24 protein-coding genes are annotated in these 26,010 nt (G+C 28.5%); 21 read left to right on the top strand and 3 right to left on the bottom strand.

Annotation, left to right across the window (positions count from 1 at the left end; genetic code table 11):
* Positions 1–289 precede the first annotated feature (289 nt).
* The 4 genes from proB (at position 290) to I4V51_RS10845 (ending at position 3,502) form a co-directional block, all read left to right on the top strand.
* Positions 290–1,096, top strand: a complete 807-nt coding sequence (proB, locus tag I4V51_RS10860; protein WP_195988458.1) for a glutamate 5-kinase — start codon at positions 290–292, stop codon at positions 1,094–1,096.
* 22 nt (positions 1,097–1,118) lie between these two features.
* Positions 1,119–2,363 carry a glutamate-5-semialdehyde dehydrogenase gene (locus tag I4V51_RS10855; protein ID WP_195988457.1) on the top strand — a complete coding sequence of 415 codons (1,245 nt, stop codon included), beginning with the start codon at positions 1,119–1,121 and terminating at the stop codon, positions 2,361–2,363.
* Positions 2,364–2,388: 25 nt separating this feature from the next.
* A complete protein-coding gene (locus I4V51_RS10850; RefSeq protein WP_195988456.1) occupies positions 2,389–2,835 on the top strand; it encodes a GNAT family N-acetyltransferase in 447 nt (148 codons plus the stop codon).
* A 70-nt stretch (positions 2,836–2,905) separates the two neighbouring features.
* Entirely contained in the window at positions 2,906–3,502 is a 597-nt protein-coding gene (locus I4V51_RS10845; protein WP_195988455.1) for an ElyC/SanA/YdcF family protein, read from the top strand.
* Positions 3,503–3,537: 35 nt separating this feature from the next.
* Here the strand turns inward: I4V51_RS10845 and I4V51_RS10840 are convergent, their stop codons facing one another.
* Positions 3,538–3,948, bottom strand: coding sequence for a hypothetical protein (locus tag I4V51_RS10840; RefSeq protein WP_195988454.1), 411 nt, complete (start codon positions 3,946–3,948; stop codon positions 3,538–3,540).
* 71 nt (positions 3,949–4,019) lie between these two features.
* Positions 4,020–4,514: a hypothetical protein gene (locus tag I4V51_RS10835; RefSeq protein ID WP_195988453.1), complete on the bottom strand. Its 495-nt coding sequence runs from the start codon at positions 4,512–4,514 to the stop codon at positions 4,020–4,022.
* A gap of 375 nt (positions 4,515–4,889) precedes the next feature.
* On the opposite strand from I4V51_RS10835, the gene I4V51_RS10830 reads away from it, so the two are divergent.
* From I4V51_RS10830 to I4V51_RS10775, 12 genes are all read left to right on the top strand, one after another.
* Positions 4,890–5,672 carry an SDR family oxidoreductase gene (locus tag I4V51_RS10830; RefSeq protein WP_195988452.1) on the top strand — a complete coding sequence of 261 codons (783 nt, stop codon included), beginning with the start codon at positions 4,890–4,892 and terminating at the stop codon, positions 5,670–5,672.
* A gap of 11 nt (positions 5,673–5,683) precedes the next feature.
* On the top strand, positions 5,684–6,496 hold the full coding sequence (locus I4V51_RS10825) for an HAD family hydrolase (protein WP_195988451.1): 813 nt from the start codon (positions 5,684–5,686) through the stop codon (positions 6,494–6,496).
* Between the two features lie 563 nt (positions 6,497–7,059).
* Positions 7,060–8,109, top strand: coding sequence for a carbamoyl phosphate synthase small subunit (locus I4V51_RS10820; protein WP_195988450.1), 1,050 nt, complete (start codon positions 7,060–7,062; stop codon positions 8,107–8,109).
* A gap of 13 nt (positions 8,110–8,122) precedes the next feature.
* Positions 8,123–11,329 (top strand): carbamoyl-phosphate synthase large subunit, encoded by a 3,207-nt coding sequence (gene carB / locus I4V51_RS10815; RefSeq protein WP_195988449.1) that lies wholly within the window; start codon positions 8,123–8,125, stop codon positions 11,327–11,329.
* A gap of 237 nt (positions 11,330–11,566) precedes the next feature.
* Entirely contained in the window at positions 11,567–11,869 is a 303-nt protein-coding gene (locus tag I4V51_RS10810; protein ID WP_195988448.1) for a hypothetical protein, read from the top strand.
* Between the two features lie 121 nt (positions 11,870–11,990).
* Positions 11,991–12,767: a glutamate racemase gene (gene murI / locus I4V51_RS10805; RefSeq protein ID WP_195988447.1), complete on the top strand. Its 777-nt coding sequence runs from the start codon at positions 11,991–11,993 to the stop codon at positions 12,765–12,767.
* Positions 12,768–12,925: 158 nt separating this feature from the next.
* Positions 12,926–13,198 (top strand): STAS-like domain-containing protein, encoded by a 273-nt coding sequence (locus I4V51_RS10800; RefSeq protein WP_195988446.1) that lies wholly within the window; start codon positions 12,926–12,928, stop codon positions 13,196–13,198.
* Between the two features lie 268 nt (positions 13,199–13,466).
* Positions 13,467–13,991: a peptidylprolyl isomerase gene (locus tag I4V51_RS10795; protein WP_195988445.1), complete on the top strand. Its 525-nt coding sequence runs from the start codon at positions 13,467–13,469 to the stop codon at positions 13,989–13,991.
* 117 nt (positions 13,992–14,108) lie between these two features.
* A complete protein-coding gene (locus tag I4V51_RS10790; RefSeq protein WP_195988444.1) occupies positions 14,109–14,483 on the top strand; it encodes a DUF3783 domain-containing protein in 375 nt (124 codons plus the stop codon).
* Complete coding sequence (locus tag I4V51_RS10785) at positions 14,476–15,150, top strand: helix-turn-helix transcriptional regulator (RefSeq protein WP_195988443.1); 675 nt, start codon at positions 14,476–14,478, stop codon at positions 15,148–15,150. Before I4V51_RS10790 ends, I4V51_RS10785 begins: the two co-directional genes overlap by 8 nt.
* A 12-nt stretch (positions 15,151–15,162) precedes the next feature.
* Positions 15,163–18,885 carry a S8 family peptidase gene (locus I4V51_RS10780; protein ID WP_207745947.1) on the top strand — a complete coding sequence of 1,241 codons (3,723 nt, stop codon included), beginning with the start codon at positions 15,163–15,165 and terminating at the stop codon, positions 18,883–18,885.
* A 72-nt stretch (positions 18,886–18,957) separates the two neighbouring features.
* A complete protein-coding gene (locus I4V51_RS10775; RefSeq protein ID WP_195988442.1) occupies positions 18,958–20,292 on the top strand; it encodes a peptidoglycan-binding domain-containing protein in 1,335 nt (444 codons plus the stop codon).
* Between the two features lie 377 nt (positions 20,293–20,669).
* Here the strand turns inward: I4V51_RS10775 and I4V51_RS10770 are convergent, their stop codons facing one another.
* The gene (locus I4V51_RS10770) at positions 20,670–21,731 is read right to left on the bottom strand and encodes a transporter (RefSeq protein WP_195988441.1); all 1,062 of its coding nucleotides are present in this window, start codon (positions 21,729–21,731) and stop codon (positions 20,670–20,672) included.
* 133 nt (positions 21,732–21,864) lie between these two features.
* Here I4V51_RS10770 and I4V51_RS10765 point away from each other — a divergent pair, with 133 nt between their 5' ends.
* From I4V51_RS10765 to I4V51_RS10745, 5 genes are all read left to right on the top strand, one after another.
* On the top strand, positions 21,865–22,947 hold the full coding sequence (locus tag I4V51_RS10765) for a hypothetical protein (RefSeq protein WP_195988440.1): 1,083 nt from the start codon (positions 21,865–21,867) through the stop codon (positions 22,945–22,947).
* 138 nt (positions 22,948–23,085) lie between these two features.
* Positions 23,086–24,012, top strand: a complete 927-nt coding sequence (locus I4V51_RS10760) for a TIGR01212 family radical SAM protein (protein WP_195988439.1) — start codon at positions 23,086–23,088, stop codon at positions 24,010–24,012.
* A 206-nt stretch (positions 24,013–24,218) separates the two neighbouring features.
* Positions 24,219–24,764 carry a sigma-70 family RNA polymerase sigma factor gene (locus I4V51_RS10755; RefSeq protein ID WP_207745946.1) on the top strand — a complete coding sequence of 182 codons (546 nt, stop codon included), beginning with the start codon at positions 24,219–24,221 and terminating at the stop codon, positions 24,762–24,764.
* Positions 24,757–25,491, top strand: a complete 735-nt coding sequence (locus I4V51_RS10750; RefSeq protein WP_195988437.1) for a hypothetical protein — start codon at positions 24,757–24,759, stop codon at positions 25,489–25,491. Before I4V51_RS10755 ends, I4V51_RS10750 begins: the two co-directional genes overlap by 8 nt.
* 24 nt (positions 25,492–25,515) lie before the next feature.
* Positions 25,516–25,929 (top strand): DUF2752 domain-containing protein, encoded by a 414-nt coding sequence (locus tag I4V51_RS10745; protein WP_195988436.1) that lies wholly within the window; start codon positions 25,516–25,518, stop codon positions 25,927–25,929.
* The last annotated feature ends 81 nt before the right edge of the window (positions 25,930–26,010 follow it).

Here is a 26,010-nt window from a genome sequence, read left to right as displayed (position 1 = left end):
TCCTTTATATATATACATGATTTTTTTATATTTATTCAACTACATTAATTTTAAATGTAAGAATATTAAAAATCAATACTTTTGATGCATAAAAATTAAAAAAAGTCTTGTAAAATTTAATTTTTATGCAAAAACATTAAATTTTACATGGTTTTTATTCAAATTTATGGTTACAAAACATCTTAAAAGGAATATAAGGACATAAATGTAAAGGAAATTTTTATAGCAAATATTAATAAAGATAATTATAATATAAAAATAACAAGCTATGATTTGGGAGATGATTAAGGTGAATTTCAGAGAGCAAATAAAAAATTGTAATAGAATAGTAGTTAAGGTTGGAACATCGACTCTTACATATGATAATGGAAATATAAATTTAACAAGAATAGAAAAGTTAACAAGAGTACTATCGGATTTAATGAATTCAGGAAAAGAAGTTGTTCTTGTTACATCAGGAGCAGTTGGAGTTGGTGTTAATAAATTAAAATTAAAGGAAAAGCCAAAGAGCATAAAAGAAAAGCAAGCTGTTGCTGCAGTAGGACAATGTGAGCTTATGCATATATATAGTAAACTGTTTGGTGAATATAGTCATATAGTAGGACAAGTGTTATTAACTAGGGATGTTATAGAAGATGATCATATAAGAGAAAATGTTGTTAATACATTTGAAACTTTATTAGAAAATGGAATAATACCAATAGTTAATGAGAATGATACTGTTGCTATAGATGAGATAGAAAATATAGTTAGATTTGGAGATAATGATAATTTATCTGCAATAGTTGCACAATTAGTATCAGCAGATTTATTAATTATATTATCTGATATTGATGGTTTCTATGATTCAGATCCAAGAAAAAATCCTAATTCTAAGTTAATACGAGTTGTAGAAGAAATTACATCAGAGCTAGAGGCATGTGCTGGTGGTGCAGGAAGTTCACTTGGAACAGGTGGAATGGCTACTAAATTGACAGCTGCTAAAAGAGCTACAATGGCAGGGTGTAATATGATATTAGCAAATGGAGATAATCCATCAATATTAATGGATATAACTGAAGGTAAGGAAATTGGAACATTATTTATAAAAAAATAATAAGAAGGGAGTTAATTAATAAATGAATGAATTAATTGTTAAAGGTAAAAAAGCAAAAGAAGTTTCTTTTATATTAGGAAATTTAAGTACTGCAGAAAAAAATAAGGGTTTAAATGCAATGGCGGATTTTTTAGTTAATAATAAGCAAGAAATTATTAATGCTAATAAAATTGATTTACAAAAGGCTATAGAAAAAGGTACTTCAAAAGCTATGCTTGATAGATTAGCTTTAAATGAAGAAAGAATAGAAGGAATGGCAAATGGATTAAGACAAGTTATATCACTGCCTGATCCTGTTGGAGAAGTTTTAGGAATGTGGACTAGACCTAATGGATTACAAATTGGGCAAAAGAGAGTACCATTAGGAGTTATAGGAATAATATATGAAGCAAGACCTAATGTAACAAGTGATGCTGCTGGACTTTGCTTTAAGGCTGGTAATGCAGTTATTTTAAGAGGTGGTAGTGAAGCTATAAATTCTAATAAATCTATAGTTAAGGTTTTAAGAGAAGGCCTTGAGTCTGTAGAACTTCCAAAGGATTCGATTCAATTAGTAGAGGATACCAGTAGAGAAGTTGCAACTGAAATGATGAGATTAAATGAGTATATAGATGTTTTAATTCCAAGAGGTGGAGCAGGTCTTATTCAAGCCGTAGTAAAAAATGCAACTGTTCCTGTAATTGAAACTGGAACAGGAAATTGTCATATATATGTTGATGAATATGCTGATTTTGAAATGGCTAAAAATATAGTGGTTAATGCAAAAACTTCAAGACCATCTGTATGTAATGCAGCAGAAAAATTATTAGTCAATGAAAAAATAGCGAAGGAGTTTATGCCAATAGTATTAAAAGCCTTAAGAGAAAAAGATGTAGAGATTAGAGGTGATGAATCTTCTATTGCTTATGATTCATCAATAGTAAAGGCAAATGATGAAGAGTGGTATAATGAATATTTAGATTATAAAATTGGAGTAAAGGTAGTTGGAAATATAGATGAAGCTATTAATATAATTAACCAATTTGGATCAGGTCATTCAGAGGCTATAGTAACTAGAGATTATGAAAATTCTCAAAAGTTCTTACAGAAGGTAAATGCAGCGGCTGTTTATGTAAATTCATCAACAAGATTTACTGATGGAGAAGAATTTGGATTTGGAGCTGAAATAGGAATTAGCACTCAAAAACTTCATGCAAGAGGACCTATGGGTCTTAAAGAGCTTACTACTATTAAGTATATTATTTATGGAAATGGGCAGATTAGGTAATTTAAACATATAAGGGGCAAATAGTATGAATTTTGAGATAAAGAAGTTTGATGAATTAAATGTTGATGAAATGTATGAAATTGCTAAATCTAGATTTGAAGTTTTTGTTTGTGAACAAAAAATAGTCGAAGAACAGGATTTTGATGATAAGGATAAGAAGTGCTATCATATAATGTTAAAAGAAGATAGAAGAATTGTTGCTTATAGTAGAATAGTGCCTAAGAATATAGGGTATGATTATGTTTCAGTAGGAAGAGTTTTAGTGCTTTCAAGTCATAGAAGAAAAGGTATAGCTCAGAAAATGATGAAAGTGGCATTAGATTTTATAAAAAATAATTTAGATGAAAATATTGTAGTATTATCTGGGCAGCTTTATGCAAAAGGATTATATGAAAGTGTAGGTTTTAAAGTTATATCTGATATCTATGATGAAGTAAATATTCCTCATGTTAAGATGAAAGTAGAACTATAAAAATTTATGTACAAATTTATAAATCGATACATATCATATAGTAGGAGAAATAGTCGAGAAGGAATACTATATGACCTATGTATTGATTTTTTGTTTAATAGTAGTGGCAATTGTTCTTGGTATATTTGCAATAATGGATCTGTATGGGGATAAGTATATCTTAGATTTAAAGGACCTTCCGATAGATTGTGATACTGTAATCATCTTAGGGGCAGGTGTAAGACAGGATGGAAATCCCTGCGATTTATTAGCTGATAGACTAGATACAGGAGCTAAAGTATATGTAAGAAGAATTTGTAAAACTATCTTATTAACTGGTGATAATAGTGGTGAATCGTATAATGAACTTGCAGTAATGAAGAACTGGATTATGAAAAATTATACGGAAGCAAATGTTAGAAGAGAAGATTTATTAATAGATAATTGTGGCTTTTGTACTTATGATAGTATTAATAGAGCAAAAAATAAATTTAATATAAAAAGTGCTATAATATCAACTAATAGATATCATTTGCCAAGAGCTATTTTTATTGCAAGAAGATTTGGAATAGAAGCTTATGGGATTGCCTCAGATAAGAGGGAATATGATAGGATGAAAAAATATAGAAGAAGAGAGCGTTTAGCTCAAATTAAAGATTTCTTTTTATGCCTTATAAAGATACATTAATAATGTATCTTTATAAGGCTATTTTTAGTTTTAAATTAATGCTTATATCCACTTCCAGCACCTGTTTGTGCCTTTATTTCATGAAGATTAAGTTTTTTAGCAGTATTAAGAATTAAATCATTAATTTTATGACTTTTATGAGTATAAGTTTTAGCTGTGTCAGAATTATTTATAGTAGTTGACATATTTATTTTATCAATATGAGTATATCCATTGCCAACACCAGTTTGAGCTTTGATTTTATGAAGGTTAACTCTTCCTTTAGTGTTGGTTATTATATCATATAGTTTTTCGAGTTTAGGTGAGTTGTTAGATATATTATTATCAACATCTATAATTGTATGTCTATATCCATTTCCAGCACCAGTTTTAGTTTTGATTTCATGTAAATTTAATGTATATCCATATTTATTAATAACTTCACTTATTTTTCTGCTTTTTTCCATAATAGCCTCCTAAAAATAAAACATAATTTTTATTTTCTATTTATATATTTTAAATTATAATTTTCTAAAGTTTAATCATCATATCTATCATTAGCATCATGATCATCATCATGAGTATCGTTAATGTCATCATTATCGTGGTTATCATCATTGTCATTAATATCATCAATATCATCATAGATATCATCAATATCATCATAGATATCATCAATATCGTCTTGATCATCGTATAGATCATCATTATCTATATCTAAGCCGGATTCAAATTCTTTTGCATCAATAATATTGTCGATTATATCTTCGTAGTTATGACCAAATTTAGTTTCTAACTCATTTTCTAAAATATCATCCCATTCTTTACCATTTTTTTCATATAAATCTATTGCCCAGTTTGAACCATAAGTATTGTTTATATAATTTTCTACTTCTGATTTCATATTATTATTTACAGGTTGTACATTTACACTTTTTGTATTTATTTCTCCATTGTTTGTTGTAGCCCAAGCTGTTGCTCCAACTCCACCACATATTGCTGTTAATACTAAACCTATCATTAATTTTTTCATAATTTAATTCCTCCATTTTTTCTTATATTATTAATTACAATTATCATTTTTGTTTTAGGTACCTTTTTAATAAATTTTTTAAATAAATAGTTAAATGTTAGTTTGATTAATTTTGTCATTATTAGATACAATGTATAAATTTTGTTTAGGTACTTTTCTCAAAATTTTTATTTTTAATTTTAAATTTTTAATGTACTAATCTTGTCATTACTAAATACAATATGTAATTTTAATTTAGGTACTTTTTTTAAAACTTTTACTATATAAGTATTAAGTTTTTTGCTTTAAGAACTTTGTCATAATTAAATACAATGTATAATTTAATTTTAGGAACCTTTTTAATAAAAAAATAAAAATATATTATTGGAGGAAAAAATGAGAGCTTTTAACAAAGAATATGTATTACTTACAGGGGCTAGCTCTGGAATAGGATATGAATTAGCAAAATTATATGCTAGTAGTGGTCAAAATTTAATATTAATTGCTAGAAATATAGATAGATTAAAAAAAGTAGAATCTGAGTTAAATAAATATAATGTAGAAATAAAGATTCTTAGCTTAGATATATCAAAAGATTATGATATAGAAAAGTTATTTAACTATGTAGAAATAAATAATTTAAATATAAATACTTTAATTAATAATGCCGGGGTAGGAACATTTGGAGATTTTAAGGATATAGAGTGGGAAAAGGAAGAAATATTAATTGATATAAATATAAAGTCATTAACTAGATTAACAAAATACTTTTTGCCTAAAATCATAGAAAATAAAAATGGTGGAATTTTAAATGTTTCTTCTACAGCAGCTTTTTGTTCAGGACCTAGAATGGCAGCTTATTATGCATCAAAAGCATATGTGTTAAATTTAACAGAAGCTATATATGAGGAATGTAAAGAAGCTGGAATTAAAGTTTCATGTCTTTGTCCAGGACCAGTTAAAACAGGATTTCAAGTTAAGGCTGGAATTAAGAAAAGTGATGCAGCTAAAAAATATTTAATGGAAGCAGAAGATGTTGCTAAAATTGCTTATAAAGAATTTAATAAAGGCAAGCTTATTATAATTCCAGGTATGAAGAATAAATTGTTAGTTTTAGGAAATAAACTTTTACCAGATAGCATTTCAAGAAAAATAATATTAAAGACTAATAAGAAATAAGGAGATAATATATGAAGATTTTTAATGGATATGTATTAGTTTCAGATATGGATGGAACACTTTTAAATAGTAAAGGAAAATTATCGGAAGAAAATAAAAAAGCTATAGAGTACTTTGTAGATAATGGGGGGGAATTTACATTAGCTACTGGTCGTATGTTACCATCTATAAAGAGACATATTCATAAGATGAAGGTTACATTACCTGTTATTATGTATAACGGAACAAAGGTATATGATTTTAATAATGACCTAGTAGTTTGGGAAACCTTTTTAGAGGAAGAAAGAAAGGTAATAATTAAAGTAGTTAGTGAAATTAATAAAAATGTAGGTATTGAAATATATAGCGATGAAACAGTGTATATTTATCAATCATGTAGAAGAACTGAAAGGTTTAATAAGCTTGGATATGATGTGATTTATAATGTTGATGATAGTATTTGGAATAAAAAGTGGACTAAAGTTTTAATCGTAGGTGAAAAGGAAGAACTAAATTGTGTAGAAGCATATTTAAAGGATAGTTATGGAGATAGTAATATTGTAAGAAGTTCAGAAGTTTATTTAGAAGTAATTCCAAGGAATGTCTCAAAAGGACAAGCATTAAAAAAGCTAATAACTCATAAGAACATTAAAGAGTTTACAGTAATTTCAGTTGGAGACAATATGAATGATGTGGAGCTTTTAGAGGTGGCCAATTATGGATTTTGTATAGAAAATGGAAGCGAAGAATTAAAGAAAAAATCAAAGTACATAGCTCCAAGTAATGATGAAAATCCAATAGAGTTTATCGTTAAATGGATAGAAAGTAATTTTAAAAATAATTAATTGAAAAATATGGATGTGATTCTAAGGATATTATCAGAAATGAAAAAGAAGTAGGCGTGGATTTATTAATTTATATATTTATAAAAATACAATAATGTTGCATAAATATTCACGAAGATGTATAATTATAAAAAATACACAATCAAATAATTGGAATAGAAGTGTGCAATTAACTGAATATATAAAATAGGACGAATATAATCAATTTAATCTTGACAATAATTCGAGCTGAATATACAATAATATACAAAGATATAGAATAAATTAATTAGTTAAAAAGTACACTTTAAATTGGTCCAGAGAGGCCAGAAAGGAGTATGTAGGTATGTTATACGTAAATAGCAATAGTTACATCGATTTATCAAAAGAATTTTCTAAAGTAGATTTTAAATATAATAAGGATAGTATGGAGAGATTACATAGGTAAATGTCTCCCTACTATCCTTTTCTTATAAATTCATTAATATAAGATGAAGAAAATAGAGAAAATATATTTAAGGTTAAAGAGCTTTTAGAAAGTGTATTTTTAGCTGTTATATACATAAATTTCAGGAGGGCTAGGAATGAAAGCAAGGCTTATATTAGAAAATGGTATGACTTTTGAAGGTAAGGCATTTGGATACTTAAAAGATAGCGTAGGAGAAGTTGTATTTACAACTGGAATGACAGGATATCAAGAGGTATTAACAGATCCATCATACTATGGTCAAATTGTTACTATGACATATCCGTTAATCGGGAACTATGGAATTAATTTAGAGGATAATGAATCTGATACACCAAAAGTAAGAGGATTTATAGTAAGAGAAAAATGTAGTTTCCCAAATAACTTTAGATGTGAAATTGGATTAGAAGATTATTTAAAACAAAATAAAATAATTGGATTAGAAGGAATAGATACAAGAGCTTTAACTAAAGTATTAAGAAATAATGGGACAATGAGAGGAATAATTTCATTAGAACATGAAACTTTAGAAGAGGTTAAGGAAAAAATAAGTGCTTTTTCAAATAAAGAAGCAGTTAGTATAGTTTCAACTAAGAAACCATACACAATTGAGGGAACAGGAAAGCATGTTGCAATAATGGATTTTGGGATAAAGACTAATATAATTAGAAATTTCAAAAAGAGAAATTGTAAAATAACAGTTTTTCCAATGACTGCTACTGCAGAAGAAGTATTATCAGTAAATCCTGACTTAGTATTTTTATCAAATGGCCCTGGGGATCCAGAGGATTTAACAGATGTAATAGAAAATGTTAAAAAGATAGTTGGAATTAAACCTATAGTTGGTATTTGTTTAGGACATCAATTATTAGCATTAACTTTAGGTGGAACTACTACTAAATTGAAGTTTGGACATAGAGGATGTAACCATCCAGTTAAAGACTTAGAAAGAAACAGAGTTCATATTACTTCTCAAAATCATGGATATGTAGTTGATGAATTACCAGAGGGTGTTGTAGCAACGCACTTAAATATCAATGACGGAACAGTAGAGGGTATGAAACATACTACTTTACCAATATACTCAGTTCAATTCCATCCAGAGGCTGCAGCAGGTCCAAAGGATAGTGAATATATATTTGACAGATTTATGGAATATGCACTATAGGAGGGTTTAGAAAATGCCATTAAATAAAGATATTAAAAAAGTTTTAGTTATAGGATCAGGACCAATCGTTATCGGGCAAGCCGCTGAGTTTGATTATTCAGGAACTCAAGCATGTCAGGCTTTAAAGGAAGAAGGAATAGAAGTTGTATTAGTTAACTCTAATCCAGCTACTATCATGACAGATAGAGAAGTTGCAGATAAAATTTATATAGAACCATTAACAGTAGAGTTTGTAGAAAAAGTAATAGCAAAAGAAAAACCAGATAGCTTACTTGCAGGTATGGGAGGTCAAACAGGACTTAACCTAGCAGTTGATTTACATGATGCTGGAATATTAGAAAAGTATAACGTTAATGTTATAGGAACATCAATAGCTTCTATCAAAGAAGGAGAAGATAGAGAGTTATTCAGAGATATGATGTACAGAATTAATGAACCAGTTATTACATCAGAAATAGTAACTGACATGGAATCTGGTATGGCATTTGCAAATAAAATAGGATACCCAGTTATAGTAAGACCTGCTTATACATTAGGAGGATCTGGTGGTGGAATAGCTGAAAATGAAGAAGAATTAAAAGTTATTCTTGCATCAGGATTACAATTAAGTACTATAGGGCAAGTTTTACTAGAAAAATCAGTTAAGGGATGGAAAGAAGTAGAGTACGAAGTAATGAGAGACTCTTACGGAAACTGTATAACTGTATGTAACATGGAAAATATTGATCCAGTAGGAATTCATACAGGAGATAGTATAGTTGTAGCTCCATCACAAACTTTATCAGATAAAGAATATCAAATGTTAAGAACTGCATCAATTAACATTATTAATGCGGTAGGAATTGAAGGTGGATGTAACGTACAATTTGCTTTAAATCCAAATTCATTTGAATATGCAGTTATAGAAATCAACCCTAGAGTTTCAAGATCTTCAGCTTTAGCATCAAAAGCTACTGGATATCCAATAGCAAAGCTTGCAGCTAAGATAGCTTTAGGATATGGATTAGATGAAATTAAAAATGCAGTAACTCAAAAGACTTATGCATGCTTTGAGCCAACATTAGACTATGTAGTAGTTAAGATTCCAAAATGGCCTTTCGATAAGTTCTTTACAGCTGACAGAGCTTTAGGAACAAAAATGATGGCAACAGGAGAAATAATGGCTATAGGTGCTAACTTAGAGTCAGCATTATTAAAAGGTATAAGAAGTTTAGAAATAGGAAAATATTCTTTAGACCATCCAAAGTTTAAAGAAATGAGTATTCAAGAATTAAAAGAAGCTGTAATGAAGCCGGATGATGAAAGATTATTTGCTCTTACAGAAATGATAAGAAGAGATTATAGAATTGAAAGCATAGCTAAAATTACTGGAATAGATATATTCTTCTTAGAAAAATTCAAGTGGATAGTGCATGAAGAAACTAGGTTAAAATTAAGCAAAATAGATGATTTAGATAAAGAATGGTTATTAAACCTTAAGAGAAAGGGATTCTCAGATAAGGCTATAGCAGATATGTTAAAAGTTAGCCCAGATGATATCTATAGATTAAGAAACATCTGGAACATAAAGCCTGCATATAAGATGGTTGATACTTGTGGAGGAGAATTTGAAGCATTATCACCATACTACTACTCAACTTATGAACAATATGATGAAGTTGAAGTATCAGATAAGAAAAAAGTTATAGTAATAGGTTCAGGACCAATAAGAATAGGTCAAGGTATAGAGTTTGACTATGCTTCAGTTCACTGTGTAATGGCATTAAAGAAGATGGGAATTGAAACTATAATAGTTAACAACAACCCAGAAACAGTAAGTACTGATTTCAATATTTCAGATAAACTTTACTTCGAACCATTAACAGAAGAAGATGTATTAAATATCATTGAAAAAGAAAATCCATATGGAGTTATTCTTCAATTTGGTGGTCAAACAGCAATTAAGCTTGCAAACTTCTTAAAGGAAAAAGGAATTAAAACCTTAGGAACTACAGCAGATCAAATAGATATGGCTGAAGATAGAGAAAAGTTTGAAGAATTACTTGAAAAGTTCGATATAGCAAGACCTAAGGGGAAAGGTGTTTGGACTTTAGAAGAAGGTATAGAAGAAGCAAATAGATTAAGATACCCAGTACTTGTTAGACCTTCATATGTATTAGGTGGTCAAGGTATGGAAATAACTCATGATGAAGAAGAGTTAACGTACTACTTAAGTAATGCATTTAAAAAGGATAAGAAAAATCCAATACTTATAGATAAATACTTAATGGGGAGAGAAATAGAAGTAGATGCTATATCTGATGGAGAAAATATCTTAATACCAGGTATAATGGAGCATTTAGAAAGAGCTGGAGTTCACTCAGGAGACTCTGTAACAATGTACCCAAGCCAAAATATTAGTGATGAAATTAAAGCAAAAGTTTTAGATTACACTAAGAAATTAGCTTTAGCTATAGGAATTAAAGGAATGATAAATATTCAATTCATAGAATTTGAAGGAAATCTTTATGTAATTGAGGTTAATCCAAGAGCTTCAAGAACAGTCCCATATATCAGTAAAGTAAGTGGAGTTCCAATAGTAGATTTAGCTACTAAGGTTATGCTTGGAGAAAAGTTAGTTGATTTAGGGTATGGAATAGATGTTTACCCAGAACCAGAATTAGTATCAGTTAAAGTACCAGTATTCTCAACTCAAAAATTACCAAAGGTTGAAGTATCTTTAGGCCCTGAAATGAAATCTACAGGAGAAGTTTTAGGTGTAGGTAGAGATGTTAAGGAAGCTTTATATAAGGGATTTGTTGGCGGTAGCATGTATCCATCAATGGAAAAAGGAAAGATTTTAGCTACTATTAATAAGCATGATAAGGCAGAGTTCTTACCAATAGCTAAGGATTTAGCTAAGGCTGGATATAAGTTTATTGCAACTGAAGGAACTTGCAAGTTATTAAGAGATGCAGGTATAGATTGTGAAGAAGTAAGAAGACTTAATGAAGAAGAGCCAAATATATTAGACGTTGTTAAGAATAAAGAAGTTGATTTAGTAGTAAATACGCCAACTAAGGGAAATGATTCTAAGAGAGATGGGTTCTTAATTAGAAGAGCTGCTATAGAAAGAAATATAGGAGTTATAACAGCATTAGATACATTAAGAGCAATTGCAGATGTTAAGGTATCTGAAATTGACAAGAGAGATTTAGAAGTATTTAATATAGCTGAATAATGTAATAAATTTATATATAAAGGGGATTCAAATTAGGATCCTCTTTTTATTATTTTAATAATAAAAAGAGGAAAGAGAATAAGTTAGTGAGCATTACCAGGTTAATTAGATTGAATGGGGTGTTTGGGTTGATATAAGATAAAAGAAAATACTCTAAAAAAGTAAAAAAATGTTGACCAAGAACAAATGTTCTGGTATTATTTAGTTAAGAAATGAACATTTGTTCGGAGGTGCGGTATGAAAGGTAATAGAGGAATATTTGTAAAAGTTAATTATAAAAATATCGGGGAACTTAATAGTTTTATTTACGATAGTATGAATGGTGTAAATAAAAATAAAGATAAGTATGTTATGTGTGCAGGAAAATATAATAAAGATGGATGGACAATGGTATTTAAAGCAAAAAGTATGAGAGAGGCAGAAGAACTATTAAATATAAATTCAGCTAAGAGAAAGCAAGATAAAAAGAAGCATATATTACAATCACAATTAATGGAAAATGATAGGGTGTCAATTCCATCTTGGATGTCTAATAATTAATAGTTTTTTATTGAAAGAAAAATACACAAGAATTTATATATAATATTAATTTGAAAGTAGATTTACTATTAATTAAGGTATAAAATAAAATTAAGGAATATATAAATTGGAGTGAGAGAACTTGAATAAAAAGGATTTACCAATAGGTTTTTTAGATTCTGGCGTAGGTGGTTTAAGTGTACTTAGAGAAGCTATAAAAATAATGCCTAATGAAAATTATATATATTTTGGAGATTCAAAAAATGCTCCATATGGTGTGAAGCCAACGAAAGAAATTAGAGATTTAACTTTTAATGTTGTTGATTTTTTAATTGAAAAAGGGATAAAGGGATTAGTTGTTGCTTGTAATACAGCAACAAGTGCAGCTGTAAGTGAGCTAAGAAGGGTATATCCAGATATGCCTTTAGTCGGAATAGAGCCTGCAATAAAGCCTGCGGTAGAGTTAAATAGAAATGGAAAAATATTAATAATGGCGACACCTATGACCATTAAACAAGAGAAGTTTAATTTGTTACTTAATAAATATAAGGAAAAGGCTGAAATAATTCCAATACCATGTGCTGGACTTATGGAGTTTATAGAAAATGGTGTTTTGAGTGGAAAAGAATTAGAGGAATATTTAGAAGAAAAATTAAGTATATATGATAAAAGTGAAATAAGTTCTATAGTACTTGGATGTACTCATTATCCTTTTGTTAAAGATGTAATAGCTAAAATTGTTGGAAGTAATGTTATTATAATGGATGGTGGAGAAGGAACTGCTAAAGAAATAAAAAGAAGATTAGGAGAAAAAAATCTATTAACTGATAGGATTGAAAAAGGGAATGTAGATATATATAATTCCTTAGATGAAAAAAAGGTTATTGATTTGAGTTTTAAGTTAATTCAACAACCGTAAAGAAACGCCATAAGGCGTTTTTTTTATTAAAATTTTAAATAAAAGGAAATTATTAAAAAATAATTGTTAAATCATTGACAATATTCTGAAAATTGTATATATTATTATTGTAGAGGGAATTTTCAGAATATTTAAAAAAGGAGATTGGGGTAATGAGTATGAATATAAAAATAAAGGATTTCTTAGGAGAGAGATATTCAATAGAGGACGCTATATTATTAAGAGAGATAGTAAAAAATAATTTAGATAATGGGATAAGCTTAGATTTTTGTGGATTAGATAGAATCCCATCAACTTTTTTAATGTGTTTATTTAGTGATTTAATAAATAAATTTGGAAGAGACTACATTTTTAAACAAATAGATGTTAAAAATTTATCAAACTATAGTGATTATTCAAGAGTAGTTCTAGGAACTGCTTTTCAACAATAAATAAAGACTCAAATTAAATATATTTTAAAGTTTCGTTTTTTTATTAGTTAAAACCTATTTAGCTTCGATTTTCGAGGCTTTTTTTCTTTTAAGTGAGTTTCTGAACTTCAATTTCATGACTTAAATACTTGCTTTAGTGTTATTTATTCAATGATATTAGGTGTAGTTGAAGTAAAAATTTATATAAAATTTTTATAAAACATTGAATTAGTGTATAGAAATATGATAATAATAAATTATACCAAAAAATGAAAGTGAGGTAATTAATATGAAAAACCCTATAGTAACTATAGAAATGGAAAATGGAGATATAATGAAAGCGGAGTTATATCCAGAAGTAGCCCCAAATACAGTTAGAAATTTTGTTGATTTAATAAATAGAGGATTTTATGATGGATTAATATTCCATAGAGTAATACCAGGATTTATGATTCAAGGTGGATGTCCAGAAGGAATGGGAATTGGAGGTCCTGGATATAGTATAAAAGGTGAATTCTCAAGAAACGGAGTTGCAAATAATTTAAAACATACAAAAGGTGTTTTATCTATGGCTAGAGCAATGCACCCAGATTCAGCAGGTAGTCAATTCTTTATAATGGTTGAAGATGCACCACACCTAGATGGACAATATGCTTCATTTGGAAAGATTATAGAAGGATTAGATGTTGCTACAAAGATAGTTAACACTAAGAGAGACTATAGTGATAAACCATATGAGGATCAAGTAATGAAGAAAGTAACTGTAGATACTTTTGGAGAGAAGTTTGAAGAACCTGAAATAATAGAAGACTAATATAGAAGGCTTTTATGAGTGATAGGCTGTATTAAATAAGATGTGAATATTTTTATTTTCACATTAATTTTTAATGCAGCCTAAAATTAAATCTTCATGTATAAAAGGGGTGTTTGTATGCTTGATAATAATAAATGTATTTTAGTATATGGATTATCTAATATAGAGTTATTAAACTTAAGTGAGTTTGGATATAAGATAATAGAAATAACTCCTGAAATGTGCGAAATGACATTAATGGATGTATTAAAAGGTACTAGATTAGATATATTTAATTGCAATCCAATTAAGGAGAAAGTAATATTATATAATAATTTATCAGAGAATGAACTTAGAAAAGCGATAATTGATACTAGGGAAAAGATTAAGGATGGAATTTTAGCTGTAGTAACTGAGCAGTCAATTAATTGGAAGATAAACTATCTTATTAAGCATTTAAAAGATGAGAAAGAATGGTATTCAAAAGTTAGAAAGGAAAATGACAATGAGTAGAGTTGGTGAAAAAATAAAAGAAGCTAGAGTAAAATCTGGTATGACACAAAAGGCATTTGCAAAGAAGTTAGGGGTTGCAGAGAAATTTATAAATGAAGTTGAAACAGGAAGAAGAATTGTACAGGAATCATTTATAGATAAGGCTGCTAAAATTTTAAAAGTAGATTTAAATGATGTAAGTATGGTAGTGACTGATGAAGCATTAATGGAAGAGAGAAAAACTTATGCTGTAGTTAATAAGAAGCCATCAAAAATTGAAACTGAAGAAGTATGGGATAATGCATTTTCATCTGTTTTAAAGAATGTTCCAATTTATGATTATAGTTTGAAAAATGTTAAAGGGAAAATAGAGTTACCTATCCATTCAAATAAGGTAGAAGGTTTTCCGCAGGATAAAGTTATGTATTTAGAAATTCAGGATAATGAAATGTCTGGGTTTAGAATGATGCAAGGAGATTTAGCCTTTGCTCATTTAGTAAAGGAAGTAAGTAATAATGGAATATTCTTAGTTGATTATAAGGGAAATAGAAAAATAAGACAAATAAAGAGTCTTGGAAATTCTAAGTTATTACTTGTAAGCAACGGAGGAACTCTTATGACTGAGACTTTAGAAAGTAAAGAAATATCAGTAATTGCAAAATTAGAAAGAGTAGAGATTAGATTGTAATAAAGTGCTTAATTGCACTTTTTTTTTGTTAATACAAAAAACATATATAAGCATATACTATATAAAGCAATTTTATGTGGGGTTGATAATATAGAAACTAAGTATTTAAATAAGAATTATTTAGGATTATTAAAAAATTTCCCAGCACAGGTTTTAGGAAAATTGAATATATCAAATAGTTTTTTATCACAAAATATAGAGCCACAAATAGAGGTTGTTATCATTTCTGGGGATAGTGTGGATAAAGTATCAGAATCTGTGGATAAGTTGGGAGGGAAGTATGAGGATTTAGGATATAATTTCGGAATTGTAGTAATTCCTGTGGATAAGTTGATAGATTTAGCGTTAAATCCTCTTATTCAATATATAGAATTGCCTAAAAGCTTATATATTACAGATGATCAAGCTAATAGAGTATCATGTATTCCACAAGTTGTAAGTTCATACGATTTGGATGGACAAGGGGTATTAGTTGGTTTTATAGATACTGGTATAGATTATACTCATCCTGCATTTATAAATGATGATGGAACCACTAGAATTAAATATATTTATGATTTAGAGCAAGGGGGAAAAATATATGATAGTGAAATAATAAATAAAGCATTACAGGCAACAGATCCATTTTCAATAGTTAATTCTGTAGATATAGTTGGGCACGGAACACATGTAGCTGGTATTGCTTGTGCTGGTGGAAAAATAGATAAAAAATTTTATGGTGTAGCACCTAAAAGTTCTATAGCAATGGTTAAGGTTGCAAGAACTAGATTTGCACTTAGTAGTCAAATAATGCGAGGTCTTAAATTTTTAAGAGATAAGTCAAAAGAGTTGGGATTACCATTAGTTATTAATATGAGTTTGAGTACAAATGATGGAGCACATAATGGTAGTAGTCTATTAGAGCAATATATAAGTATAACAGCAATTTTAGAAAGGGAGACTATAGTAATTGCAGCAGGAAATGAAGGTGAAGCCGCACATCATATTTCAGGTGAATTAAAAGCTGTAAATGAAATTTATTTTAATGTTGGGGATGTAGAGACTATTATAGCATTAAACATATATAAATCTATTTTACCAGAAGTTAGTATAGAGATTATATCTCCTTCTGGAATAAGCAGTGGAGAAGTATTTTTAGCAGAAGGATTTAGAGAAGGTAGGATAGGTGGCAGTGTTTATCAAATGTATAACACAGGAGCTAAGCCTTTTGATATTAGTGGAGAAATAGGAATAATACTTAGTGGTGTCAATGAGTTTGTAACATCTGGTCAATGGAAGCTAATAATTAAAAGAGTTAATAATTATACGGGAATTTTTAATATATGGTTACCAATATCAGAAGGATTAAATGTAACTACAAAATTTTTAGATCCAACAATAGATAATACATTAGGAATTCCAGCTACAGTAAATAATATTATTTCTGTTGGAAGTTATAACTATCTAACTAATAATATATCACCATTTAGTGGTAGAGGAAATCAGTATGTTGGTCAATATATTAAACCAGATATAGTAGCTCCAGGAGAAAATATTTATTCTACAATTCCTGATAAATCATTTGATAGAAAAACAGGAACATCAATGGCTACACCGAATGTTACTGGGATATGTGCATTAATGATGCAATGGGGAATAGTAAAACAAAATGATCCTTATCTTTATGGAGAAAGGTTAAAGTATTATCTAGTTGTTGGTGCAAAGAAGGAAAGAAGGGATGTAATTTATCCGAATCCAGCTTGGGGCTATGGTGAAGTTTGTGCATATAATAGTTTGAAATTAACTATGAATCAATTAGGAGCTAGATATGATGAATTAACTAGGCAGGATGAACCTAAGAATAATTCAAATATAAGTACAGATGTAACTGAAAAATCTTCATCTGACCCTAATATAGTAAATAGCTCTAATAATGAAGGAATAAATAATATGATATCAAATACTGTAAGCGATAGTAAAGTAAATCAGAATAATATTGTTCTATTAATAGAGGTGGCTAATAAAAAAAGATTTGAGGAGATACTTTCAATTCCTGGGGTAAAAGGAGTAATGATATCTGAGGCTTTTGCAATAATAATAACTCCTATTGATAAAGTTGAAGAAATAAGAAAATTAGCTAATAATATAGTTGATTTTGATTTAACGCCGATATTAACATTAAGCGAGATATCTCCTATTGATGCAAGTGGGGCACCAGATTTTAATAATAATCCATATTTAAGGTTAAATGGAAGGGGAGTTCTAGTAGGAATAATTGATACTGGTATAGATTATTTAAGTGAAGAATTTCAAAGGGAAGATGGAACATCTAGGGTATTTAGAATATGGGATCAAACTTTAACTAATCAAGATAAAGAAATTTATGGTATAAAATATGGAAGAGAATATACAGAGGAACAAATAACAGAAGCTATATCAGCTAAAGCAAAAGGAGAAGATCCTTATGCTATAGTTGAATCAAAAGATGAAGTAGGGCACGGAACTATGGTAGCAGGAATTATTGGAGGTAGGGGAATTAATCCAGAATTAAAAGGAGCTGCCCCGGATTGTGAATTTGTTATAGTAAAGTTGCAAAAAGCAAATGAATATGAACTAAAAGAAGCTTATATAGATACTAAAAAACAAGGATATACACCTTGGAATGTACTTTTAGGGTTACGATATGCAGGTTCTGTAGGAAATGAACTTAATAGACCTATAGTTATATATATACCACTTGGTACTAATATGGCATCGCATTCCGGTGAGGGTATTATAGAAAGACCGATAGAAAACTATTCAAGGCAGGTAGGAACGATTGTAGTAACTAACACTGGAAATCAAGGAAATACGGAAACTCATGTTGAAGGGATAATTGAAGCTAATGATGATGTTAAAGATATTGAACTTAGAGCAGGAAAAAATCAAAGAATATTACCAATTCAAATATATATAAATAAGCCTAATATTGTAACATTATCAATAGTATCACCATCAGGAGAGATTATTGATAATTTAACATCGAAATTGGCTAGAAACGAAAAAATAAAATTTACTTATGAAGGCACGGAAATGATTATAAATTTTAGTAGTCCTGATTATGTAACAGGAGATTCTTTAATTATTATTAAAGCAAGTAATTTAAGAGAAGGAATATGGAAGTTTAGGTTAAAGGGTAAGTATATAGTTGATGGAAAGTATTATGCTTGGATTCCACAACGAGAATTATTAGAAGAAGATACCAAGTTATTAAACTCTACAGAGATTACAACATTAACAGTACCAAGTACAGTAAATGGGGCAATTAGTGTAGCTTATTATAATCAAAATAATAATTCAGTTGTAAGTGAATCAGGTAGAGGATATACAAGAGATAATAGAATAAAACCTGATATAGCGGCAGGAGGTATAAATGCAACTATTATTAAACCAGGGGGAGGAATAGGAGTTGCAAGCGGAGGTTCTGTAGCAGGAGCCGTAGTAGCAGGTGGATGTGCTTTAATTTTACAATGGGCAATAGTTAATAAAAATCAAGAATCAATATATACTCCTCAAGTAAAGACCTACATCATTGCCGGGGCAAAAACAAGAAGTGGAGATATTTATCCAAATAGAGAGTGGGGATATGGGACCTTTAGCTTGCAAGGAGTATTCGATACAATAAAAGAAATTTATCAAGAAAAAGATAGTGCTAGAAATGAAGAGAATTATGACGAATACAGTATTGGAAATTTATTTATTAGAAGGCCTAAATAGATATAGTGTTAGTAACTAAAGCTGAATGAAAAGCATATTAATATTAATGGATTAATATATTGAGGAGTAATTATGGCTGATAAAGGTAGATTAAAAATACAATGTTTTGTAGGTGATACGTATATACCAGTAGATGGAAGTAAGGCAGTATTAGTACCATCTACAGGACAGAAGGGGGATAGTAAGGAGGTAAATTTAGTAACAAATTCATCAGGTGAATCGCAAACAATAGAATTAGATGCTCCTCCTTTAGAGTATTCACAACAACCATCACAACCTACACCATATAGTTTATATGATTTAAAAATTGAAAGGGATGGATTTGAAACACTTGTTATAAATGGGGTTCAGGTCTTTCCGACGCAAACAGCTATACAACAATGTCAATTAATAAAAAGTAATAGAAGAGGTCCATCAAGAGCAGAGGTAATAAATATTGGACCTAACACATTAAATGGAGATTATCCAGCAAAAATTCCAGAAGAGGTTGATAAACCATTACCACCACCAACTAGTGGAGTAGTACTTCCTAAACCAGTAGTTCCAGAATTTATAACTGTTCATACAGGTACACCAAGTAATGATTCAGCACCAAATTATAAGGTTCTATATAAGGATTATATTAAAAATGTAGCATCTTGTGAGATTTATTCAACGTGGCCTGAAAGTACAATAAGAGCTAATATATATGCGATAATATCTTTTACATTAAATAGAATTTATACAGAATGGTATAAGGGAAAAGGTAAAAACTACGATATTACAAATTCAACAGCATATGATCATGCTTTTACTTATGGAAGAAATATTTATGACAGTATAAGTGTGGTTGTTGATGATATTTTTTCAAGCTATATAAGAAGGATGGGAAGAAAACAACCATTATTAACACAATATTGTGATGGTAAGAATGTTCAATGTCCAGGATGGATGACTCAGTGGGGAAGCAAATATTTAGGTGATCAAGGCAAAACACCTTATGAGATATTAACAAATTATTATGGAAATGATATAGAATTAGTTACTGCAGAAATTGTAAAAGGAAGTCCAAGTTCTTATCCAGGATATGATTTAACTATAGGATCTAGTGGTTCAGAAGTTGAAACAATTCAAAATCAATTAAATAGAATAGCTCAAAACTATCCATTAATACCTAAGTCTGCAGTTGATGGAGTATATGGTCAAAAGACTCAAGAAGCGGTTAAGGTATTCCAAAGTGTATTTAACTTACCACAAACAGGAGTTGTAGATTATGCAACCTGGTATAAGATATCAGATGTTTATGTTGGTGTAACAAGAATTGCAGAATTAAGATCATCTGTTAATCAAAAAGTATTTGTTCCACCACTATCATTTGATATCATGAACTCAAAAGAAATACCGAAAATAAACTACTTTGACGCTTAATTGAATAAAACTTCGAACTACAGTGAGGATGAAAATGGAATATTACTTTTACGGGAAGTAGTGAAGTTTTGAATTTAAATTTATATAATTGATTCTGTAAAATTTGCTAAAGCTTCAAATGTTAAAAACTTCTTCAGGCAAGTTTTACTACATAAATTATTAAATTATACAGCTCAATTTCAATGCTTCCCTCCAAATTAATATTTCATTTTTTATCTTCACTGTTTTTCTTAGTTCCCCACCATATAGTTAACAATTCTTGCTACAAATTTGTATGATAAGTTGTTAATTTTAGGGGAAATCAGCTTTAAATTATAAATTAAAGTTTTAAAGCCATTGATTTTCAGAAAAGTGGTATCTAAGTTTTAGTTCGCAATTTAACTATTAAGCTCGGATTTATGTTTATAATAGAAATAAATACATTGTGTTATAAATATTAAGCTAAGTAAACCAAAAAGAGGATAGAGTGTTGAGATTAAATTTGAAAATCCAATTTGTGATATTGGTAGAGCTACAGCTAAAACAATAAAGATTCCTTTTTTAAATTTAATATTAAAAGTTTGTTCTAATGTTTTACTAATTGAGTAAACATCTGAAACTTCGGTAGAGAACATTTCAAGCCAAATTATTACTAATAATAGAGCTTGAATAACAGTTCCAAATCTTTGGGCAACTAGAAGTAATGGTATTTCAAGTTCAAATATATATGGTTGATTAGCTAGCAACAATAAGTTAATAGCTCCAGATAATAATGTTAGGCCTAAAGCCCCAAATGCAACTCCGTAAACCATTATCTTAGAATTTTTAGTTTCATTACTTAATGGAACTAATACACCAGAACAGCAAAGTATGTTATATCCTGCATAAAGTATTGTAGAAACAAAAACACCTTTTTTAGGAGGTTCAAAGCTAGCAATATGTTGTAATGAAATAGAGTCTTTACAAAATAAAAAATATAGCACTAGAATAAGAGTAATTGTACCTAATAAAGCTGGAACAATAAATGAATTTACTTCAATAAGACCTTCGGTATCTCTTAATAAAAATATACAAGCTATACATAGCATAATTAGAGAACCAATAATTTTTGGGATACCAAAAAATTGATTAATTAAAGCACCACTTCCAGCTAGAATAATTGATGCACTAGAAATTAAATAAAAGGTTGTTATTATTCCTGTTATTTTACCTAATAAATTAGGACTTATTATTTTTAGAACATCGCTATAAGAGTTAAGACTATATTTAATACCTATTTTAGCTATTATTGACCCCATCAATACATAAAACACTCCACAAAAGAGTATTCCCAAAAAACTAGTCAAACCAAAAGAGGTAAAAAATTGAGTAATTTCTTTACCGGAAGCAAGTCCAGCGCCTACAACTGTTCCAATAAATACAACAGCAATTTGAAAAATCTTAGTGAAATCCTTTTTCACGTATATCCCCCCAATATATTTCTAATATCTAATATATAAAGGTTACAGTACAATTATTCTTTTTTTGTGAATAAGCTATATTTTATTAGGAAAAATAAATTTAAGAGTAATAAAAGTATATAAGGAGATTGATATGGTTAATTTTAAAAGAGTTTTAAGTAGCATATTGATTTTAACAATTAGTTTATTAATAGGATGTACTAAGATAAATGAGAATACGGAAGCAAACATAGATTTATTTGATGTATTCAAAGGAAAGGATTTAGCAACTAATTATTTAATAAATATTAGAAATGGTGATATAGCAAAAGCTAATGATATTTGTGAAAGTGAGTTAATTAAGGAGAATGTTAGTATATCAGAAGGAGTTTCTGATATAACAGGATTTCAATTAGATAAAACTATAGTAAGTAGTGAGTTTGGATATTATATTTTTAATGTTATTAGAGATTCAAGTATTGAACCTAAGAGTAACTTAGAAAGTTATATTATCAAGGTAAATAGAAATGATGAAAATTATAGTATAGCAGAAATAAACTCAAAGACAGAAAGAGAATTATACATAAATAATAATTCATTAAGAATAATTGGAGAAAAGGGTGGTAAAAGTAGCTTAATAATAAGCTTGAATAATATTCCTAAGGATACATATTTAAGAGAAAATAAGATTATGCTATACAAGGAAAAAGTACCTAATAATAACTTTGGAAAAGTAGTTTTGGGATTTACTGGTCAAAAGGTGGCTATTTCGACTATAGATGATAAGAATACATTTATTTGTATTGCTTATATTGATAATTCATTAATGAAAGACGGAGTTGATGATATATCTCAAGACACAGCATCTCAAGGTTCAACACTAAATAGTCTGCAAGAAGTTTTAGAAAAGCCAGTTACAAGTAAAATTGTATCAGTAGATTTATTAAATAATATAAAAATAGATGATTTTATATTTTCTAAAGAGGATGATAATATAGCGGTTAATTATAAAAATCAAAGTGGGATAAGTAGATTAAATATATATAAGGCTGATGATGGAAAAGCTGTAGATGCTAAATTAGATGATATTTTTAATAAAGATATATATAATGTTAAAGCTGGATATTTTGATGGAGATAAATTAATAATGGATGTTTATAAATCTGATGGTAGTATTGATGATATTACAGGTAAATACAGTTTTAATATGAAAAGCGAAGAAATGATTAAATTGTAATTAATTAATAAGTAATTTATAATATAGTAAAAAATAAAAGAGGTTAATGCTTATATGCGTTACCTCTATTTTAATTACATTATTTAATATTAAAATAAATGTATTAATATAAATAGCTATTAATATAAGGAGAGAAAAATGATAAAAGAGTGGAATGGAAAAAGATATCACAGTTTAAATTATTTCCTAAGAAATAAATTTGGAGAAAAGATATATAAAATATCACTAGATGGGGGATTTACATGCCCTAATAGAGATGGAAAAGTAGCAAAGGGAGGTTGTACTTTTTGTAGTGCAAGAGGTTCAGGAGATTTTGCTGGAAGTAGAATACTATCTATCACAGAACAGTTTGAAGACCGAAAAGAAATGATGGAAAAGAAGTGGAAGGATGGTAAGTATATTGCTTATTTTCAGGCTTATACAAACACATATGCTCCAGTTGAGGAACTAAGAAGAAAATATGAAGAAGCATTAGCTCAAAAAAATGTTATTGCTTTATCTATAGGAACAAGACCTGATTGCTTAGATGATGATGTTTTAGATTATCTTGAAGAATTAAATAAAAAAACTTATCTTTGGGTTGAATTAGGATTACAAACTATAAATGACAAAACAGCACATAATTTTAATAGAGGTTATGATTTTGAAACCTTTGATAGTAGTTTAAAGAAATTACAGGAAAGAGGAATTGAAGTTGTTGTACATACTATATTTGGACTTCCAGGAGAAACTAAAGAGGATATGCTAAAGACCGTAGATTATGTTGCACATTCAGGGGCTCAAGGAGTTAAATTCCATTTGTTACATCTGATGCAGGGAACTAAGATGGTAGAACAATATGAAAGTGGAGAATTACAACTTCTAAGTAGAGAGGATTATATCGATTTAATATGTAAGAGTGTAGCTATGATACCAGAAGATATGGTAGTTCATAGACTAACAGGTGATGCACCAAGACAAAGCTTAGTTGGGCCAATGTGGAGTTTGAAAAAATGGGAAGTATTAAATGATATTGATAAAGCACTTGTAGATAATAATATTTGGCAAGGAAAAGATTTTAAATAATTTTAATTTTATAGATATATTAATAGCGGCTGTACAAATAATTTTTGCAACAGTCGCTTTTTAATTTATAATATATCTAAGAGAACTCCTACTCTGTTTTATGTTAGTGGGGATAAGTTAGGTTAATAAAATTAAAGTTTTATAGTGTTCTTTTATGGAACAAAGAGAGATGAATTTAAGTCTAATGGATGAAGGGAGCGAATAGTTTGGAGGCTTCAATAGATAATCTAAGTAAAGATGAATTGATAATGGAAGTTAAAAGGGCAAAAAGAGGCGATAAGGATGCTTTTTGTAACTTAATTAGAATAAATAAGGTCGCATTATATCGAGTGTCTAAATCTATATTAAGTAAGGAAGAAGACATAGAGGATGCAGTTAGTGAGGCTATATTAAAGGCGTATAAAAATATAAAAACATTGAAGGATGAAGCCTTTTTTAAAACTTGGTTAATAAGAATAGTTATAAATGAAAGTAATAATTTATATAAAAAGCGATTTAGAGAAGTAGCGGTAGATAAAGATCACTTTAAAAATATAAGGATTAATGATAGTTATAAAGATTTATCTTTATATAATGCAATTAATTCTTTAGATGATGAATTAAGAACTACAACAATATTATTTTACTTTGAGGATATGAAATATAAGGATATAGCAAAAGTCCTTAATGTAAGGGAAGGAACTATAAAGTCCAGGTTATCTAGAGCAAAAGAAAAGCTATATAATATTTTAAAGGAGGAGCTTCATGGATAAATTTGATAAATATTTAGAAAATAAAAGTGAAAATGAAAAGCAAGAGTTTGACTTACCAAAATCTTTTGAATATAAACTTGAAGAAACTCTAGAAAATTTAGATAAGGAAAAACAAGAGAAAACTAATAGATGGTATAATAACAAGAAATTATGGACTACTGCTGCATGTTTTGCATTTATATTTATAGCTGGAATGTCAGTAAAATATGGAGTTGATTTTAATAAGTCAGATTCTATAGAAAAAAGTTTAGATAATCAAATTGCAAGATATAGTGGAGATATTCCTGAGATAGCTAGTAATAATGAATCTGAAGCTAGAAGTGCCGTTGATAATGATACACAAAAAAGAATACCAGAAGAGTTTAGTTTACAAGATACATTAGGAGATAGTTTTATAGATTCTACTAATATTGATAAAGTAATAATTAAGAATATAATAGATGGAAACACTTATAAGTCTATAGATAATAAAATAGATATAGATAATATTATTGAATTTATAAATAATATTTCTAAAGAAAAAGTTCCAGAACAATTATTAGGAGAATGGGATTTTTTAATTCAGACTAATGGGTTAGAAAGTAATCATACTATAATTATTAAGGATTATATTATGAATATAGATGATAAATATTATAAAATAAATCCTGAGGAAATTAATAGTTTTAAAGATATGTATAATAATTTAAATTATGATGAAAATACGATACCTTATTGTAACTATTAATTTATATGTGACTAGGTTAAGATGATGAATAAATATTTTAGTTATAATACTAAAAAGATAAAATTTATAAAAGTATTAAGTTTAATAGCATTTGGAATACTTATTATATTTTTGATTATGAAAAAAATTTCTTCAATTACTGGAAGTATTTGTTTAATAAGGGGTGTTGTAGGAGTTCCATGTCCATCATGTGGTATGAGTAGGGCTATTACAGAAGTAATTAATGGAGATATTATAAAAGCATTTAAATTTCATCCATTATTTTGGTTACCATTTGTAGTAATATTACTTTTAGTTCTTAAAAGAAAATATTTTAAATGTATATTAATAATAGCTATTATTTTATTAATAACAGTATATATTATAAGAATGGTAATTTTATTTCCTACTGTAGAACCTATGAAATATAATGAAAAAGCAATATTTAATCAGTTATAAGTTAGCAAGGTTGATAAGTAACAATTTAATGAATAAATTCAGCTTAGGCTGAATTTTAAATATATATGTAGAAACTCCTTA

It is taken from the genome of Clostridium sp. D53t1_180928_C8 (assembly GCF_015667795.1).
GTDB lineage: Bacteria > Bacillota > Clostridia > Clostridiales > Clostridiaceae > Clostridium.
This window is presented reverse-complemented; position numbering and strand designations above follow the sequence as displayed.